The sequence below is a fragment of the Vibrio sp. LaRot3 genome, assembly GCF_027587025.1.
GTDB lineage: Bacteria > Pseudomonadota > Gammaproteobacteria > Enterobacterales > Vibrionaceae > Vibrio.
The window spans coordinates 42,373-60,235 of the sequence record NZ_JAPPTI010000008.1 but is presented as its reverse complement, the minus strand read 5'-3'; the positions used below and the strand labels follow the sequence as shown (position 1 = coordinate 60,235).

The 17,863-nt window shown below is 45.3% G+C and carries 13 protein-coding genes; 5 read left to right on the top strand and 8 right to left on the bottom strand.

Annotated features, from left to right (window positions below; translation table 11 throughout):
* Nucleotides 1-2: 2 nt before the first annotated feature.
* Nucleotides 3-2,843 (bottom strand): bifunctional [glutamate--ammonia ligase]-adenylyl-L-tyrosine phosphorylase/[glutamate--ammonia-ligase] adenylyltransferase, encoded by a 2,841-nt coding sequence (glnE, locus tag OH461_RS15115; RefSeq protein ID WP_270021402.1) that lies wholly within the window; start codon nt 2,841-2,843, stop codon nt 3-5.
* 184 nt (nt 2,844-3,027) lie between these two features.
* Nucleotides 3,028-4,284 carry a methyl-accepting chemotaxis protein gene (locus OH461_RS15110; RefSeq protein ID WP_270021401.1) on the bottom strand — a complete coding sequence of 419 codons (1,257 nt, stop codon included), beginning with the start codon at nt 4,282-4,284 and terminating at the stop codon, nt 3,028-3,030.
* A gap of 119 nt (nt 4,285-4,403) precedes the next feature.
* On the opposite strand from OH461_RS15110, the gene OH461_RS15105 reads away from it, so the two are divergent.
* Nucleotides 4,404-5,198, top strand: a complete 795-nt coding sequence (locus tag OH461_RS15105; RefSeq protein ID WP_270021400.1) for a potassium channel family protein — start codon at nt 4,404-4,406, stop codon at nt 5,196-5,198.
* Nucleotides 5,199-5,226: 28 nt separating this feature from the next.
* Here the strand turns inward: OH461_RS15105 and OH461_RS15100 are convergent, their stop codons facing one another.
* Complete coding sequence (locus tag OH461_RS15100) at nt 5,227-6,744, bottom strand: CYTH and CHAD domain-containing protein (RefSeq protein ID WP_270021399.1); 1,518 nt, start codon at nt 6,742-6,744, stop codon at nt 5,227-5,229.
* A 205-nt stretch (nt 6,745-6,949) separates the two neighbouring features.
* Between OH461_RS15100 and OH461_RS15095 the strand changes: the two genes are divergently transcribed.
* The 3 genes from OH461_RS15095 (at nt 6,950) to OH461_RS15085 (ending at nt 9,784) form a co-directional block, all read left to right on the top strand.
* Complete coding sequence (locus OH461_RS15095) at nt 6,950-7,630, top strand: TIGR00153 family protein (protein ID WP_270021398.1); 681 nt, start codon at nt 6,950-6,952, stop codon at nt 7,628-7,630.
* A gap of 130 nt (nt 7,631-7,760) precedes the next feature.
* Nucleotides 7,761-9,020 carry an inorganic phosphate transporter gene (locus OH461_RS15090; RefSeq protein ID WP_270021457.1) on the top strand — a complete coding sequence of 420 codons (1,260 nt, stop codon included), beginning with the start codon at nt 7,761-7,763 and terminating at the stop codon, nt 9,018-9,020.
* 152 nt (nt 9,021-9,172) lie between these two features.
* Nucleotides 9,173-9,784 (top strand): TIGR04211 family SH3 domain-containing protein, encoded by a 612-nt coding sequence (locus tag OH461_RS15085; RefSeq protein ID WP_270021397.1) that lies wholly within the window; start codon nt 9,173-9,175, stop codon nt 9,782-9,784.
* 72 nt (nt 9,785-9,856) lie between these two features.
* On the opposite strand, the gene OH461_RS15080 is transcribed toward OH461_RS15085, so the two are convergent.
* Nucleotides 9,857-10,636 carry a general secretion pathway protein GspB gene (locus OH461_RS15080; RefSeq protein WP_270021396.1) on the bottom strand — a complete coding sequence of 260 codons (780 nt, stop codon included), beginning with the start codon at nt 10,634-10,636 and terminating at the stop codon, nt 9,857-9,859.
* Nucleotides 10,636-12,243, bottom strand: a complete 1,608-nt coding sequence (locus OH461_RS15075; protein ID WP_270021395.1) for an ExeA family protein — start codon at nt 12,241-12,243, stop codon at nt 10,636-10,638. Before OH461_RS15075 ends, OH461_RS15080 begins: the two co-directional genes overlap by 1 nt.
* An 89-nt stretch (nt 12,244-12,332) precedes the next feature.
* On the opposite strand from OH461_RS15075, the gene OH461_RS15070 reads away from it, so the two are divergent.
* Nucleotides 12,333-13,544 (top strand): multifunctional CCA addition/repair protein, encoded by a 1,212-nt coding sequence (locus OH461_RS15070; protein WP_270021394.1) that lies wholly within the window; start codon nt 12,333-12,335, stop codon nt 13,542-13,544.
* 177 nt (nt 13,545-13,721) lie between these two features.
* Here OH461_RS15070 and eno read toward each other — a convergent pair whose 3' ends face one another.
* From eno to mazG, 3 genes are all read right to left on the bottom strand, one after another.
* Nucleotides 13,722-15,020, bottom strand: a complete 1,299-nt coding sequence (gene eno / locus OH461_RS15065) for a phosphopyruvate hydratase (RefSeq protein WP_260260866.1) — start codon at nt 15,018-15,020, stop codon at nt 13,722-13,724.
* A gap of 79 nt (nt 15,021-15,099) precedes the next feature.
* Nucleotides 15,100-16,740 (bottom strand): CTP synthase, encoded by a 1,641-nt coding sequence (locus tag OH461_RS15060; RefSeq protein ID WP_270021393.1) that lies wholly within the window; start codon nt 16,738-16,740, stop codon nt 15,100-15,102.
* Nucleotides 16,741-16,942: 202 nt separating this feature from the next.
* Nucleotides 16,943-17,746, bottom strand: coding sequence for a nucleoside triphosphate pyrophosphohydrolase (gene mazG, locus OH461_RS15055; RefSeq protein ID WP_270021392.1), 804 nt, complete (start codon nt 17,744-17,746; stop codon nt 16,943-16,945).
* Nucleotides 17,747-17,863 lie beyond the last annotated feature (117 nt).

Below are 17,863 nucleotides of genomic sequence, written 5' to 3'. Positions count from 1 at the left end.
CCCTATTCTAGCCAGTGCTGCCAAACCTTAGTCACCAACTCACGTTCTTGAGTAAATTTGTCATCAGCTAAATCGGCATCCAAATTCAGCAAATTTCGGTGATGAATCTGATCGCGCATTTGAGTATAAGCGTGAGTAATCGCCATCGCTTCTACTTCATCCATGATTCCTTGAGCCATCATGGATTCGAAAATTCGCACATTATCAGACCAGCGAGTCAGCTTTGGTTTGTCATGGCTATAGTTAAGCACTAGGTACTGCGCCAAGAACTCGATGTCAGTGATACCACCGGGGTCTTGTTTCAGCATAAAGCGCCCTGCTTTTTTGCCACCAAGATGATCACGCATTTTCACTCGCATCTCAGTGACGTCTTTTTTCAGTTTGTCTGTTTCTCTAGGTAACGTCAGTATATTGTGGCGAATCTCGCCAAACGCCGTTTGCAGCGCTTGATCACCATAAATCATACGCGCTCGTACCAGAGCTTGATGCTCCCACGTCCACGCATCTTCACGCTGATATTCGTCAAACGCATCGGTTGGGCTAACCAACAAGCCAGAAGCGCCAGATGGACGTAAGCGAGTGTCCACTTCGTACAGAATGCCTGATGCTGTTCGAGTCGAGAAAATATGAATGATGCGCTGCGCTAAACGTAAGTAAAACTGGCGGCCATCAATTTCTTTTTTGCCATCGGTATAAACATTCACTGGGCAGTCGTGCATAAACACGATATCCAAATCAGAATTATAGCCAAGCTCCCAGCCCCCGACTTTGCCATATCCGACAACCGCAAAGCCTTTACCATCACGATCATGAACATGGGTTGGTTGACCATATTTCTCTGTCATTTGCAGCCAAGCTTGGTTGACCACCGACTCGACAATCGCTTCAGAAAGATAAGTTAAGTGGTCACTTACTTTCATCACCGGTAGCACTTCTGCAATGTCAGCGGCCGCAATGCGTAAAATACAGATCTGCTTAAACTGACGCAGCGCTTCCATTTGTTGTTCCATATCGTCTTCTGGAATACGCGCAAGATAATCACGTAATTCGGTTCGATACGATTCAAGCGGTACAGGATTATAGAGTTGCTGCGGGTCAATAAGTTCATCTAAAAGAATAGGATAACGGCCAAGCTGTTCAGATATCATCGGGCTAGCGGTACACAAACGGACTAACTGCACCAATGCCGCTTCATGTTCATCCAATAATTCAAGATAAGTGGTACGTGTAACGATTTTTTGCAGCAAGTGCAGCACGCGTGATAAACCAAACTTCGCATCTTTATGGGCAAAGATGGCTTGGAAAATTTTCGGCATTAGGCGATTTAGCACTTCACGGCCGCGCGGGCCCAATGTCTTCTTGGCCAAATCACTCTTAAATTGGATGATGGTCTGCGCCATAGTAGCAGGCTCTTCCACCGCCACATCGTGCTCAAGCACATGTTCTATCACATCGGCTTTATGCGCCATATCCCACAGTTCATGGAAGTGCTTAGCGACTTCGGTTTGCTCTTCTTCATCATCACCGATCAATAAGGTAAACACTTGGTGAACGTTAGCCATGTGTAGGCGTACTTGCTCAAGCAAGCTATCCCAGCTTTCAAAACCCATCGCCACCGCAAGTTGAAGTTGCTCTTGGTCATTATCTGGCAATGTTTGCGTTTGCTTATCAGCCATCGCTTGCAATAGGTTTTCCAAACGGCGCAAAAACTTATAAGCATCACGCAGATGCTCGGTTTCATGTTGTTCGAGCAGTTCTAAATCTTGGATGGCATCTAGCGTGACAAGTAAGCCACGTTGGCGCAGACTTGGCTCTCGACCACCACGAATCAGTTGGAAAACCTGCGCGATAAATTCAATTTCACGAATGCCACCCGCGCCAAGCTTAATGTTGTTACTCAAACCACGACGGCGAACTTCACTGCTGATCATCGACTTCATGCGGCGCAGCGACTGAATGGCACTAAAATCGATATAGCGGCGGAACACAAATGGACGCAGCATTTGGCGCAGCTCTTGATATTCTGGGTACATTTCTCGCCCCATCACCCGCGCTTTGATCATCGCGTAGCGTTCCCAATCTCGCCCTTGCTCTTGGTAATAGTCTTCCAGTGCTGCATAACTCATCACCAATGGACCACTGTCACCAAACGGACGTAAACGCATATCAACGCGATAACAGAAGCCATCGAACGTCTGCTGATCAAGCGCTTTGATAATCCGCTGACCTAAACGGGTAAAGAACTGAGCATTAGCAAGGCTACGACGTGCGCCTTGTGTTTCACCGTTTTCAGGATAGGTAAAAATAAGATCGATATCAGAGGAGAAGTTCAGCTCGCCACCACCCAGTTTGCCCATGCCAATAATCAGCATTGGCTGCGCTTCGCCCTGCGCATTGCATGGCGTACCCCACAGTTCACAACACGCTTTGTATTGCCACTGATAGGTTTCAAAAATCATTGCCTCAGCCAACTCAGACAAATGCTGCAAACTCTGCTCTAAAGACCAACTACCGTTAAAATCGCGCCAAGCAATATTGACCATTTCACGATATCTAAACTGGCGCAGAATCCGCTGCCCTGCCATCTCATCATGGCATTCTGCTAATAACGCAGCGAGATGCTGACGATAGTGGTCTGCTCGATTCTCCATTGCCAACATCTCTGGTAATTGTTGGCGTAAACCTTCATCTTTCACCAGTGCCTCGACCACAAACTTGCTCAAACCCGCAACATAGGTGAGCTGAGAATAGATCTCTTGGGGCCATTGCTTGTCGAGTTCAAACTCATCTAACTGAGCAAGTGCAGATTGGGAAATTGGGTTTAGAGATGAAGGCAGTGTCATAGTTCTTCCTTGATGAGAGCCTTAATATGCTTGCGGAGCATAAGCAGTATATTGTATCGCAGCTTAGATAGGGTGCTGATTTACTGTCTTTTATAACAGATTTTATCCAATAAAAAACGCCTGCTATTTAGTAGCAGGCGTTTATTGAGTCACTATGTGAAGTGAAAATGAGCGAAAATTAAAGTTACACCTTGAACGATGTGATCTTCTTATCTAGCTCTTCAGCGTTTTGCTGCATGATTTCAGAGGTCTCTAATAGCTCACTAACCACGGTTACTGATGCTTCAACCAGCTCACGTACGTTGGTTAGGTTCTGATTCATTTCTTCTGCAACACTGCTTTGTTGGCCTGCTGCTGTAGCAATTTGGAAGTTCATATCATTAATTTGATTTACTTGCGTTACGATACCATCAAGCTCGCTACCCGCGTTGGTCACTAGCTCTACGCCTTCGGCCGCTTCAACCACACTCTTCTCCATTAGCTCAACCGCTGAATTTGCGCTTGATTGAAGTTGAGTGATCATTTCTTGAATTTCTACTGTTGCTTGTTGAGTGCGTTGTGCAAGGTTACGAACCTCATCCGCTACAACCGCAAAGCCACGACCCGCTTCACCAGCACGTGCTGCTTCAATCGCGGCGTTCAATGCAAGTAAGTTAGTTTGCTCTGAAATGCCTTGGATAGTACCAACAACGCTGCCGATAGAGTCGACGCTTTCTTCAACTTGGTTTACTGCTTGAGCAGACGCTGCGATATCTTGCGACAGCTCGCTAATCTTACCCACGGTGTCTTGAACGAAGCGTTGACCTGTTGCCGCCTGACCTGAAGCGTTCTCAGTGAGTGACGAAGCGTTTTGCGCATGATCAGCAACCGTTTGAACCGTAGAAGTCATCTCACTCATTGCGGTCGCAAGTTGGTCAATTTCGTTGAACTCTTCCTGCGCAGATTCTTTGGTCTCAGACATACTCAATGTCATGATCTCAGTTAGGCCAGCAAGCTCTTGTGACGAACTTACCTGCATCTTGATCAGCTCTTGTAAACGAGAACGTGTTTTCTCAAGCTCACGCGCTACATCACCGTACTCATCTTTACATTGCAGGTTAATCGGAGAAGACAAGTCACCGCTTGCCATTTGCTTAATTGCTTGATTCAAATAGCCCGTCTGACGCAACATAATGCGCGCAGCGAACAACAGAATGACGACAAAAATACCGATCAATACGATGGTTTGCCAAACTACTTGCATTAGGTAAGCTTCATAATGCGTTTGAGCAACCTCGGCACTATCTGTCGCAAGTAGTAGTGATTCGTAAAACGTATTCGCGTCCCATAATTGCTTGCCGACGATCAGTAAGGTACTGAACACCATTAGCAACGCCATCTTAGGAACCAGTCGAATGTCCGTTACCACTCGCTCCCAAGGCTTAAAAGCCATTGTCGTCATTGTCCGTTCTCCGCTAAAGTCAGGGTTATAAGAGTTCTATCTTAAGTGGACTCTTTGGGTACTTTAGTGCTAGTAAATGTAATTAGATAGCAAGTACATGGATTTATTTTGAGCCTCGTATGAAAAGAAATGATACCAAAGACGACACCAAGCCGATGAGCTTATTGTCACTTATTCTGTCTTTTATGGCGCTATTTGTGATCTCGGGCTTATTGTTCCTGCCAATCAGTCCAGAAACTCGTCAGGTTCTTATCGGCCTCGACTTTCTCATCTGTAGCATTTTCCTTCTACAACTATTGATTGATTTGATCCGCTCCGCAGATCGAATGCAATTTATGAAAAGACACTGGATAGACTTCGTTGCAAGTGTGCCCATGATCGAACCTTTACGCTTTGCGCGCATATTTCATATTCTGCGTGTAATTTTAGTCATTCGCTCCACTCGGGGCTTTGTTCATCAACTGTTTACCAACCGCAAAGAGACAACTGTTGCCTCTATTTTATTGTTACTAGTGGTTCTGATGACGCTCGGCTCTAGCTCAATACTGTTTATTGAGGGGCACTCTCCTGATGCCAACATCAAGACAGGGGGTGAAGCGTTGTGGTGGGCGTTAGTGACGATATCTACCGTCGGCTATGGTGATCACTACCCTGTGACCAAAGGCGGTAAAATATTAGCGTCTGCGTTAATCATCTGCGGTGTGGGCTTGTTCGGTATGATCTCAGGCTTAATCACTTCAATTATTACCTCACCGACCAAGAGGCAAAGTCTGTTAGCAGCGGAAAAAGAGAAGCAGATGACGGAAATGCTCGAACAGCAACAAAAGCTGCTAAGCCGACTGGAGACGTTAGAAAGTAAGATGAATAGAGACCTAGAGAAACTATCAGACCAAAACAACAAAGGAGAGCAATAGCTCTCCTTTTTCTTTGTTCTGATGACAGTTACTCTTGCCAGTATGGCTCAGCCTCAATACTCATAATACGAGTTTGTTCCATCGCATGCAGAATCGAGGTCTCTTGACGAGTTAACCAACGCTCCAATTGCTCACGCTCTTCACCTTCTAATTTTTCAACCAAAGGCTCAAGCACTTTCAGAATGAGTAAATCATCTATTCCTTGTAACAAATCGGCCCAAGGAAGACGGAAGCTATTGCGCTCGTCTGCATCGTATAAGCTTGCAAAACCAACCCCAGTGTAAAGGTTACGCATCAAACGGTATTGCTGATCAATATACTCTTGGCGAGATAAAATCTTCTCTGGCGGGAAAGCATCAATCAGTTCGTTCCAAGTACGCTCTAGCTGACGTACTGAGAAATGCTCAATGCCTAGCGCCATCTTTTGGCGTGATTTGTCGTCCAAAAACGGCTGCCAGCCGCGAGTTAAAATCCAACGACTCAAGTCGAGCAGCAGTGCGGTGTAGCGAGCTGAATTAAACTGAGCGAGCGTATCTTCGCGCGAAGGCAGTTGCTGCTGCATCTCAGATAGCTCAGCAACCAAGAACTTACGCGCATCAAGTTTACGCAGTGCGTGGCCCTTATCTTCAAGCAAGTCTTCTAGGTAATCGTATTGCTTAATCCACTCGAGATCTTGTTCTAACCATTTCAGCTCTTGGCGAATTAACGCGCTCGCTTTGCGCGGCACAATGCCGCCATAAATGGTTAAGGTTTGGCGAATAAAGCTAATCGAGTTCTTAATTTCATGCAGAGCTTCAATCGATTCACGCTCTGAGTAGATTTGCTCATGGTAATGCCAATGAGACAACGCGTGCTCAAGCGAGTTAATCAGGCAAGATTCGACGTTGTCATGCTTATCGGTATTCACCAGCTCTAAAGCGCGCACCTCATCACCGGTATAACCCATCGCGAGGCGATAGCCACGAGCCGCTTTGCTTAAGTTGCCTAAGCGCATGCCGCCATTATCGCTGAGCATACGAGCTAAGGTGAACAAAGCATCGGTTTGACCCGACTTAAGCTCTAGCTCTACTTCGCAAATATCATCACGCAGGTCGCCGGAAATCACTTCACCTTGGTCGAAAGCCACTTCTATTTGACTGCCATCCGGCATACCCAGTAGCCACTGTTCACGAGTGAAGTTGGTTGAGAATAGAGGGAACAACTCAGATTGCAGTGTCGCGACATCTTTACCGTTTGGCCAAATGTCTTGCGGATGCAAAGTTAAATCTGGGTCGTTGCTGTTATGTTCTGCATTGTATTCTGGTCTTTGGTGCAGCCCTGCTACAACACGTCCTGCTGTTTTCACCGTTTGTACGAATACATCGTCGAAACGGCGAATTCTCAAGCCAATATCGTGCTGTCTTAACCAGTTATCAGATGTGTCAAAGTAGGTGTTACCCAATTCACGACAACTGTGCTGAAGTACCTTTGTTTCTGATATTTTGTTACGTAAAGTTTCTGAAAAATCAGGAGAAACGAAAAACTTCAGTTCTATCTCGGTTTCCATAGTTATACCTTTAAAAGCAGATACGAACAGGATATTGCCTAATTTCTCACTCGGCAAGAGAGAAATATCGCCCCAATGATGATCTAAAACAGTTTTAAAGAGAGATTTAATGGGTTAACATGCGCGCCTTTATAGCCATCGTTCAACATTTCACCTCAAATCGGTGTATGTTATTTATAGGTTATATTAATTAGGTTGAATGACCATGCCAGTAAATACAATCATGGGGTTATTTGCAAAGTCCCCTATTAAGCCTTTGCAACGCCACGTCGTGTGCGTGAACGAATGTTGTTCTCACCTTGTGAACTTCTTTGAAGTGATCTCACAAGGCGATTGGGAAAAAGCATCTGAAATTCGTGCACAAATTTCTCACCTTGAGAAAGAGGCCGACGTTTTAAAGCGCGAAATTCGTCTAAAACTTCCTCGCGGTTTGTTTATGCCAGTAGATCGTAGCGATATGCTTGAACTACTAACGCAACAAGACAAACTAGCAAACCTTGCTAAAGATATCGCAGGTCGTGTTTATGGCCGCCAGCTAACTATCCCAGCTCCTCTACAAGAGAACTTTATTGCTTACTTGAAACGTTGTTTAGATGCAGCAGACCAAGCGCAAAAAGTGATCAACGAGCTAGATGAATTGTTGGAAACTGGATTTAAAGGCCGTGAAGTCACTCTGGTTGCAGAGATGATTAATCAATTGGACATGATTGAAGACGACACCGATGCGATGCAGATTGAACTTCGTCAGCAGCTAATGCTAATCGAACAAGATCTTAATCCTATCGATGTGATGTTCCTGTACAAAATTTTAGAATGGGTAGGCGGTATTGCCGATCAAGCACAACGTGTTGGCGCTCGATTGGAATTATTGCTATCTCGCTCATAAACGATAAGTTAACTCAATAACGAAGAGCATTTTTCGACACACCCCATATAGGCGATGAATATTTCTACGCTAACGGGGCTTTTTCGTGTCTAATTTTTGCTCCGCTTGTTATCAACAACTAGGTATTACGATGGATATCCTTGCGAACTACGGCACTGTCCTGATTATTGTTGCTGCGATTTTTGGCTTTATGATGGCTATTGGTATTGGTGCGAATGACGTAGCCAATGCGATGGGCACATCTGTAGGCTCAAAAGCGCTAACCGTTAAACAAGCGATCATTATCGCAATGATCTTTGAATTTGCTGGTGCATATCTTGCCGGCGGCGAAGTAACCGATACGATCCGTAAAGGTGTAATTGAAACTTCACTGTTCGCTCATCAGCCAGATGTTCTTGTTTACGGTATGATGTCAGCTCTACTTGCTGCTGGTACTTGGCTATTAGTTGCGTCTTACATGGGCTGGCCAGTATCTACTACTCACTCAATCATCGGTGCGATCATCGGTTTTGCGTGTGTATCTGTAGGTACAGAAGCAGTCGATTGGGCTAGTGTTCAAGGTATCGTAGGTAGCTGGATTATTACGCCTGTTATCTCTGGTTTCTTTGCGTACGTCATCTTTGTTAGTGCTCAGCGTCTGATCTTCGACACTGAAAAGCCACTATTCAACGCTAAACGTTTTGTACCTGTGTACATGTTTATCACGACAATGGTTATTGCTCTAGTAACCATTAAGAAAGGTCTTAAGCACGTTGGTCTTCACTTAAGCAACACTGAAGCATGGTTATGGTCTGCAGGTTTCTCTGGCCTTATCATGATTGGTGGTTACCTCTACATTCAGAAGAAATTTGCTGAACGTGAAGATGACCACAGCTTTGCTGGCGTAGAAGGCATCTTCAGCGTACTTATGGTTATCACAGCTTGTGCAATGGCATTTGCTCACGGCTCAAACGACGTAGCAAACGCGATTGGTCCACTATCAGCAGTTGTTTCAACTGTGGAGCACATGGGTGAAATCACAGGCAAGAGCACGATTGCTTGGTGGATTCTACCTCTAGGTGGTTTTGGTATCGTAGTTGGTCTAGCAACGCTTGGTCATAAAGTAATGGCAACCGTTGGTACAGGTATCACTGAACTAACACCTAGCCGTGGCTTTGCTGCTCAGCTAGCAACAGCATGTACGGTTGTATTAGCTTCAGGTACTGGTCTACCAATCTCAACAACTCAAACTCTTGTTGGTGCGGTTCTAGGTGTAGGTTTTGCACGTGGTATTGCAGCACTTAACTTGGGTGTAGTACGTAATATCGTTGCATCATGGATCGTAACGTTACCTGCGGGCGCGCTATTAGCGGTTGTGTTCTTCTACGCAATTCAAGCTTCATTCGCCTAATCAATAGGTCAGTGTTTTGTTAGAACACTGTCATTATTGACTCAACACCGCAGAAAGGGAGGCTCAGCCTCCCTTCTTTGTTGCACAGTCTAAAGAAACTTCATACTATTTGCCCTCTAGCTGAAAGCTTGATGACTGTTAAAGGATTTACCGTGAAAAAACTGGTTTTTATGATCTTAGCATGTGTTCTTGCAGCCCCTGCTGCAATGGCTAAAGATCGCTACATCTCTGATAATTTGTTCACCTACATGCACACTGGCCCTTCGAACCAGTACAAAATTATCGGCAGCGTGAATGCTGGCGACAAAGTGAACCTTCTTACTACCAACAAAGAAACTGGCTACAGCCAAATTATCGATGAAAAGGGACGCAAAGGTTGGGTTGCTTCTCGATTCGTGACTGCACAAGAAAGTATGGCACTGCGCCTTCCTCGTCTTGAAAAAGAGCTTTCTGAAGTAAAATACAAATTAGAAAACGCTAACGAAATTGCGAACAAAGAGAAAGATGGTCTCGTAGACTCGCTTGAAACTCGTAATAAGCAAATCTCTGAACTTGAGCAAAACTATAGCGAGATCAGCAAGCAGCTAACCGCAGCACAAACTGAAATTCGTAACCTACGCGCGAAACTTGATACACAAAAAGATGATCTACTGATGAAGTACTTGATGTACGGAGGTGGTATCGCGGGTATTGGTCTACTACTTGGCTTGATTCTTCCGCACATTATTCCGCGTAGAAAACGTTCACCATCAGGCTGGGCGTAATCGTCAAACCAAATAAACGAAAGGTCACCAATGGGTGACCTTTTTAATATCTAGCGAGCTCAAAGCACTCAGTTAACCGTTCCACTCATACAGTGCAGGAACACGTATCAGATCCTTGTTGTAGCGAATCACACACGCTTGTGGCTCGATCGTCATCAACTTGAGATCATCTGCAATCCACTCGCCTTGCTTATACTCTACGTCATTAATCTTCACCCAGCGCTTATTCACATTCGTGGTATAAACATGAGTCTGGAAATTCAATGCAGGTAACTTACCTCGCCACTTGCCTGCTGACTGCGATAAATCATCAATATTCGCGTTATTACCCGAACTAGAACCCGCCATCACCGCTTCTACTCGTTGCAAAATTTCTGGTGATAATTCTGACAAATCAATATTATCTAACAGCGGTTCATCCTCAGGTTGCGACGTAATTTGTGAGGCCTTCTGAGAGACTTTTATTTTCGGCGTTGCATCGGATATAGGCGCTGGCTTCACCGATTTTGATGTGGTGATTGGTGTGACCGCAATCTCTTCAATAAAAGGCTGTTCGGCTTCTGTTGATGCCAATGTTTGCGCACCGATATAAGGCTCGATAGTGACCGGAGCAGGCACTTCAACCGTCACTTCTTGGCCTTGATTGGCCAACTGCCACTCCGCTAACTGACGTTGATACTGAGTGTATATCGCCAATCCACCCGCAACGATAGCAGGTACGAGCAACCAAGTGACATGAATAGCCATAGGCGAGCGCTTTTGCGGTAACGCACCCATTGATATTGGTGCGCTCGATTGGTGGCTATTGTAACTTTGCTCAGAGCTTTGTAGTGCTTTCAACGTTTGTGACATTAGCTACGCTCCTCGAATTGAAGCTTAGGCGCATCCGTTTGACTATACAGCTCTAATCTTTGCAAGGTTTCCGCACCCGCGATGCCATCAACGCTTAATCCCTGCCAACGCTGGAAAAGCTCTACTTTTTCTTTCACTTCTACTCCATAGCGTGAGCTACTGGAAGGAGCAAGCTCCAATACTTGAGATAGTGAACTATCTAAGCTTGCGACTTCTGAACCATTCATCCCCGGCGCAAGCGGTCGATACCAACCTCGCTGCCAGATTAGGTGATAATCCCCTTGCCACATGTGCTCAAACCATTCTGTAGCAATGATGACTCGTTGACCTTGTAAAACCAGCTCTACTTGAGTGTCATCCAATCTGTCTAACACCGCGTAACGCGTTTTTTCATCCAATTGTAGTGTCACCACAGCCGGTAGATTGTGTCGCTTTACATCGGCTAAACCGCCATGAAATGATTGGCAATGGAATAACGACTGATTGTTATCAATACAGAGCTTATCCACTCTTGAGGCTTGATAACCCCACAACGCATAAAGGTCAGCCAAAGAAGATTCGAACTGATTCGAAGTGAGTACTAACTTTTCTAACTCAGGCGGAAAGACTTGTTTAATCATCTCGATATTTGGTGTCGCCGGATTTTGCGCGACTACCCAGTTGTATATCGGCTGTTGCAAGTAACTCGGTGCGCCCCACCATACGCCTGCGGCAAGCAATAAACCAACACCAGCAGATGCCAAGGTTGAGATACGGCTTTGTCTTTGCTGACGCTGCAATTGTGGCTGCTGAAATGACGCTTGAAAGCTCATCACTTCATCACAAGCGAACTCCACCGATTGGTAGCTTGGCTTTTCCTCACCTAATTGGTAAGCGCGTTTCAAACTCGCATCACACACTAAGTTAATTAAACGTGGAATGCCCTGAGTTTGCTCTGCGATATACTTAACGGCTTTGGTAGAAAACAGCTCATCATTACCACCCACTAACTGAACCCGAAATTGAATATATTTCGCCGTTTCTTGAGCGTCGAGTGGTAGTAGGTGGTATCGCCCAGTGATGCGTTGCGCCAGCTGGCGAAGCTGTGGCATTTGCAATTTTTGCTGCAGTTCCGGCTGACCAATAAGCAAGACTTTAAGCAGTTTATGCTGATCCGTTTCTAAGTTGGTTAGCAATCTCAACTGCTCTAGAACATCAACAGAGAGGTGCTGCGCCTCGTCGATCAACAGTAAGGTTTGTTTACCATTTGCATAACTGTCGAGTAAGAAGTGCTTTATTGCACTATTGAGCTGCTTTAATGATGAGTCAGGCTGATAATCAACACCAAATTCATCGCAGATCGCTTCTAGTAGCTCTATATTTGAGAAAGTAGGATTTAATATAAAACCCGCTTGAGTTGACCCATCAAGCCCATTTAGCATGGCTTTCGCAACCGTGGTTTTACCTGTACCAACTTCGCCACTTAACATCGCAAAACCGCCGCCATCACCTAAGCCAGACTGGAGGTGATAAATGGCTTCTTTATGACGCTGACTCAGGTACAGGAAACGAGAGTTGGGCACTATCGAAAAGGGTAGTTCCACGAATCCAAAATGTTGGTTATACATGCTAATAGCCGCTGGGAATTTATTGCTAAGGAAAGTACCATTGCTAGCGCGAATATCCAATGGCAGATGTAATATTTAGAGAGGCAAAAGTGCAAAGATACCTAGTTGGCGGCGCAGTTCGCGATCAATTACTTAACTTGGATGTATACGATCAAGACTGGGTAGTGGTTGGCGCGACACCGACCGAAATGTTGCAACTTGGCTATACTGCGGTTGGCAAAGACTTCCCGGTATTTCTGCATCCTAAAACCAAGCAGGAGCATGCCCTCGCCCGTACTGAGCGGAAAGTCGGAGCTGGTTACAAGGGCTTTGAATGCTATTTTGCGCCTGATGTGACTCTTGAAGATGATCTACTTCGCCGAGACCTCACCATCAATGCGATGGCCATGGATGACGCGGGTAACATCATTGACCCTTACAATGGCCAACAAGATCTACACGACAAGGTTCTACGCCATGTATCAGAAGCTTTCACTGAAGATCCTCTCCGCGTTCTACGCGTAGCCCGCTTTGCGGCTAAACTTGCTCACCTTGGCTTTAGTGTTGCAGCAGAGACCATCGCTTTAATGGCCGAAATTGTTAAGCAAGGCGAGTTAAACCATCTAACCCCTGAGCGCGTGTGGCAAGAGTGGCATAAATCACTTTCCACCGAAGACCCACAAGTATTTCTCTCTGTTTTACGTGAGTGTGGCGCTTTAGCTGTAGTACTGCCTGAAATAGACCAATTGTTTGGTGTTCCACAGCCAGAGAAGTGGCATCCAGAAATCGACACTGGCATTCATACCTTAATGGTCGCGAAGCAAGCTGCCTTACTCAGCAAATCTACCGCTATGCGCTTTGCGGCACAGGTCCATGATTTAGGTAAAGGGATAACCCCTAAGGAAGAATGGCCAAGCCATAAAATGCATTGCCATACCGGGTTAAAGCTCATTAAAAAGCTCGCGCAACGCGTTCGTATTCCCAATGAGTATCGGGATTTAGCGCTAATGGTGTGCGAACAGCACTCTAACATTCACAGAGCAGCAGAATTAAAACCACAGACCAAACTCAAAGTATTAGATAAATTTGATGTATGGCGTCGCCCAGAGCGCCTAGAAGAAATATTACTTTGCTGTATGGCTGATAGCCGCGGCCGAACCGGCTATGAAGCGATCGACTACCCACAAAAAGCTCTGTTTGAAAATGCCTATCAAGCAGCACTCAGCGTCGATGTACAACAAATAATCCAAGATGGATTTATAGGCGCAGCGATTCGAGAAGAGATGCAAAAGCGCAGAGTCACTGCAATTGCAGCCGTCTAATAGGCTCACTAAAATTACAATTAAACACCTCCTTCGTAGAGGTGTTTTTGTTTTATCTGGATACATAAAAGCCGCACAGAAGTGGAGCCTCTCGAAGCTCTAAGCCCTAAACGCAAAATGCCCCACTAAAAAGTGGGGCATTCATTAAAGCTTTAAGCTAATAATTCAAATTATGAATTATTGACCTTTAACTTCTTTAAGACCGTTGAAAGGAGCTTTAGCGCCTAGAGCTTCTTCGATACGGATTAGTTGGTTGTACTTAGCAACACGGTCAGAACGGCTCATAGAACCAGTCTTGATTTGACCTGCAGCTGTACCTACCGCTAGGTCAGCGATAGTTGCATCTTCAGTTTCGCCAGAACGGTGAGAGATTACTGCTGTGTAACCTGCGTCTTTAGCCATCTTGATTGCAGCTAGAGTCTCAGTTAGAGAACCGATTTGGTTGAACTTGATAAGGATAGAGTTAGCTACGCCTTTCTCGATACCTTCAGCAAGGATCTTAGTGTTAGTAACGAATAGATCGTCACCTACTAGTTGAAGCTTGTCACCTAGTAGTTCAGTTTGGTGCTTGAAGCCATCCCAGTCAGACTCGTCTAGACCGTCTTCGATAGAAACGATTGGGAATTGGTTAGCTAGCTCAGCTAGGTAGTGGTTGAACTCTTCAGAAGAGAAAGTCTTACCTTCGCCTTTCATGTTGTAGATGCCAGCTTCTTTGTCGAAGAACTCAGATGCAGCACAGTCCATAGCTAGAGTAACGTCTTTACCTAGTTCGTAACCAGCAGCAGCAACAGCTTCTGCGATAACTTCTAGAGCTTCAGCGTTAGACTTAAGGTTAGGAGCGAAACCACCTTCGTCACCAACTGCAGTGCTGTAGCCTTTAGACTTAAGAACTTTAGCTAGGTTGTGGAATACTTCAGCACCGATACGTAGACCTTCTTTAAGAGTCTTAGCACCAACTGGTTGGATCATGAACTCTTGGATGTCAACGTTGTTATCAGCGTGCTCACCACCGTTGATGATGTTCATCATTGGTAGAGGCATAGAGAACTGACCAGCAGTACCGTTTAGCTCAGCGATGTGCTCGTATAGAGGCATGCCTTTAGCTGCAGCAGCTGCTTTAGCGTTAGCTAGAGATACAGCTAGGATTGCGTTAGCACCAAACTTAGATTTGTTTTCAGTACCGTCTAGGTCGATCATTACTGCGTCGATTGCAGCTTGGTCTTTAGCGTCTTTGCCAACTAGAGCTGTAGCGATTTCGCCGTTTACAGCTTCAACTGCTTTAAGAACACCTTTACCTAGGAAACGTGCTTTGTCACCGTCACGTAGCTCAAGAGCTTCGCGAGAACCTGTAGATGCACCAGATGGAGCTGCTGCCATACCTACGAAACCGCCTTCTAGGTGTACTTCAGCTTCTACAGTTGGGTTACCACGTGAGTCGATGATTTCACGACCTAGAACTTTAACGATCTTAGACATTAATGTTTCCTCTCGTATTCAAAAATAAATGTCGAAATTAAAAGGGCAGTCGCAAACCTTCGCAACCGCCCGTATCCTTTTACTTCTCAAATTCGCCGCGTTGGTACTGACCCGCAGCTTTCACGAAACCTGCAAATAGCGGATGACCATCGCGAGGTGTAGATGTGAATTCTGGGTGGAATTGAGCCGCTACAAACCATGGGTGAGCTGGGTTCTCAATAACTTCTACCAATTTCTTGTCCGCTGATAGGCCAGAAACTTTTAGGCCAGCTTTTTCGATTTGCGGACGAAGATTGTTGTTCACTTCGTAACGGTGACGGTGACGTTCGTGAATCGTCGCGTTACCGTAAAGTTCACGTGCTTTAGTCCCTTTCTCTAGGTGACATAGCTGTGAACCAAGACGCATTGTACCGCCTAGGTCTGACTGCTCAGTACGTTCTTCAACGTTACCTTCGCCATCAACCCACTCTGTGATCAAGCCTACCACAGGGTACTTAGTGTCCTTGTTAAATTCTGTTGAATGTGCACCTTCCATACCCGCTACGTTACGCGCGTATTCGATAAGAGCAACTTGCATACCTAAACAAATACCAAGGTAAGGTACGTTGTTTTCACGTGCGAATTGTGCAGCTCGAATCTTACCTTCAACACCACGGTCACCGAAACCACCTGGAACTAAGATTGCATCAAGACCTTCTAAGATCTCAACACCTTTGTTCTCTACGTCTTGAGAGTCAACGTATTGAATCTTAACGCTTAGACGGTTCTTAAGGCCTGCATGCTTCAGTGCTTCGTTTACAGATTTGTATGCATCTGGAAGTTCGATGTACTTACCAACCATACCGATAGTCACTTCACCGGTTGGGTTTGCTTCTTCGTAGATTACTTGTTCCCACTCAGAAAGGTCTGCTTCAGGAGCATTAATGCCGAAGCGAGTACATACTAGGTCATCTAGACCTTGAGCTTTGATTAGTTGAGGGATCTTGTAGATTGAATCTACGTCCTTCATTGAGATTACCGCTTTCTCAGGAACGTTACAGAATAGCGCAATCTTCTTACGCTCGTTCGCTGGGATCATACGATCGCTGCGGCAAACTAGAATATCTGGTTGGATACCGATAGATAGCAGCTCTTTTACAGAGTGCTGAGTTGGCTTAGTTTTCACTTCACCTGCTGCTGCAAGGTAAGGAACTAGAGTTAGGTGCATGAACATAGCGCGCTCGCGGCCAAGTTCTACAGCTAGCTGACGAATCGCTTCCATAAATGGTAGAGATTCGATATCACCAACAGTACCACCAACTTCAACGATCGCTACGTCGTGGCCTTCAGCACCAGCAATTACACGGTCTTTGATTGAGTTAGTGATGTGAGGGATTACCTGAATAGTTGCACCTAAGTAATCACCGCGACGCTCTTTCGCTAGAACGTCTGAGTAAACACGACCTGCTGTGAAGTTGTTACGCTTAGTCATCTTGGTGCGAATGAATCGCTCGTAGTGACCAAGGTCAAGGTCAGTTTCAGCGCCATCTTCCGTAACGAACACTTCACCATGTTGAATTGGGCTCATAGTGCCTGGGTCAACGTTGATGTAAGGGTCAAGCTTCATCATAGTCACTTTTAGACCACGAGCTTCTAGAATAGCCGCAAGAGATGCTGCTGCAATACCTTTACCTAGAGAGGATACAACCCCGCCAGTAACAAAAATGTAATTTGTCGTCATGTTTAACCTGAAATTGGTTGAATGAGGGAAAATGGATTTCTTCTGGACGGGATATAAATATACCAGAAGCCCTTTACCGCCACAACGTGAAATCTATCACACCGCGATTATTTATTTTTTGCTTCAAATCAAACTGCGTTAATAGAACGTGCAAGCGGTGAACATAGTTGAGTCAATCTTGTCCCATTTCGCCGCTATTTCATCACTCGGAAGCGTTTTCTTCACGCTTTATTTGATTCCAATGCTCATCAAGCTCTTGTAACGAGCACTGCTGTAACTCTTTGTTTTGCTCTGCTACTTTGCGCTCTACACCTTGAAAGCGGCGGGTGAACTTCAAGTTCGCTTTACTCAATGCCGCTTCTGGATTGACCTGCACATGACGAGCCAAGTTCACAGTGGCAAGCAGCAAATCACCAAGCTCTAATTCAAGCTTGTCTTGATTAACATCGACTTGAACGGCTTCATCCATAACTTCATCGATTTCTTCACGAACTTTATCCACCACAGGGCCTAACGAATCCCAATCAAAGCCATAACGTGCACATTTTTTTTGGATTTTTGTAGCACGAGAAAGAGCAGGTAGAGAGTTTGGTATTGAGTCTAGAATACTTTGTTCTGATTTGCCTATTTGCGCTTTTTCTTTTGCCTTTTCCGCTTCCCAATTGGCATTAATTTGTTCATCGGATTCAAACTCCACATCTGAGAAGACATGCGGATGGCGACGGGTCAGTTTTTCATTCACGGTCTCAACTACATCAGAGAAATCAAACAGCCCCTGTTCTTTCGCCATTTGGCTATAGAAAATCACCTGAAATAGAAGGTCACCCAACTCTTCTTTTAAATTTGGCCAATCACGATTATGGATGGCATCCACCACCTCATAGGTTTCTTCAATGGTGTGCGGCACAATGGTGTCAAAAGTCTGCTTCACATCCCAAGGGCAACCACTCTCCGGATCACGAAGCTGCGCCATAATTTGTTCTAATTGTTCGATTGGATGACTCATTTTTTGTTCCTTCAACCCTTTCTATCTAAAGAGCTTTAATTCAAATAAAAAGGCGAGCAGCCAAAACCACTCACCTTTCAATTATTTCTGACTGATTTTACTAAGTAGTTGGTTGTT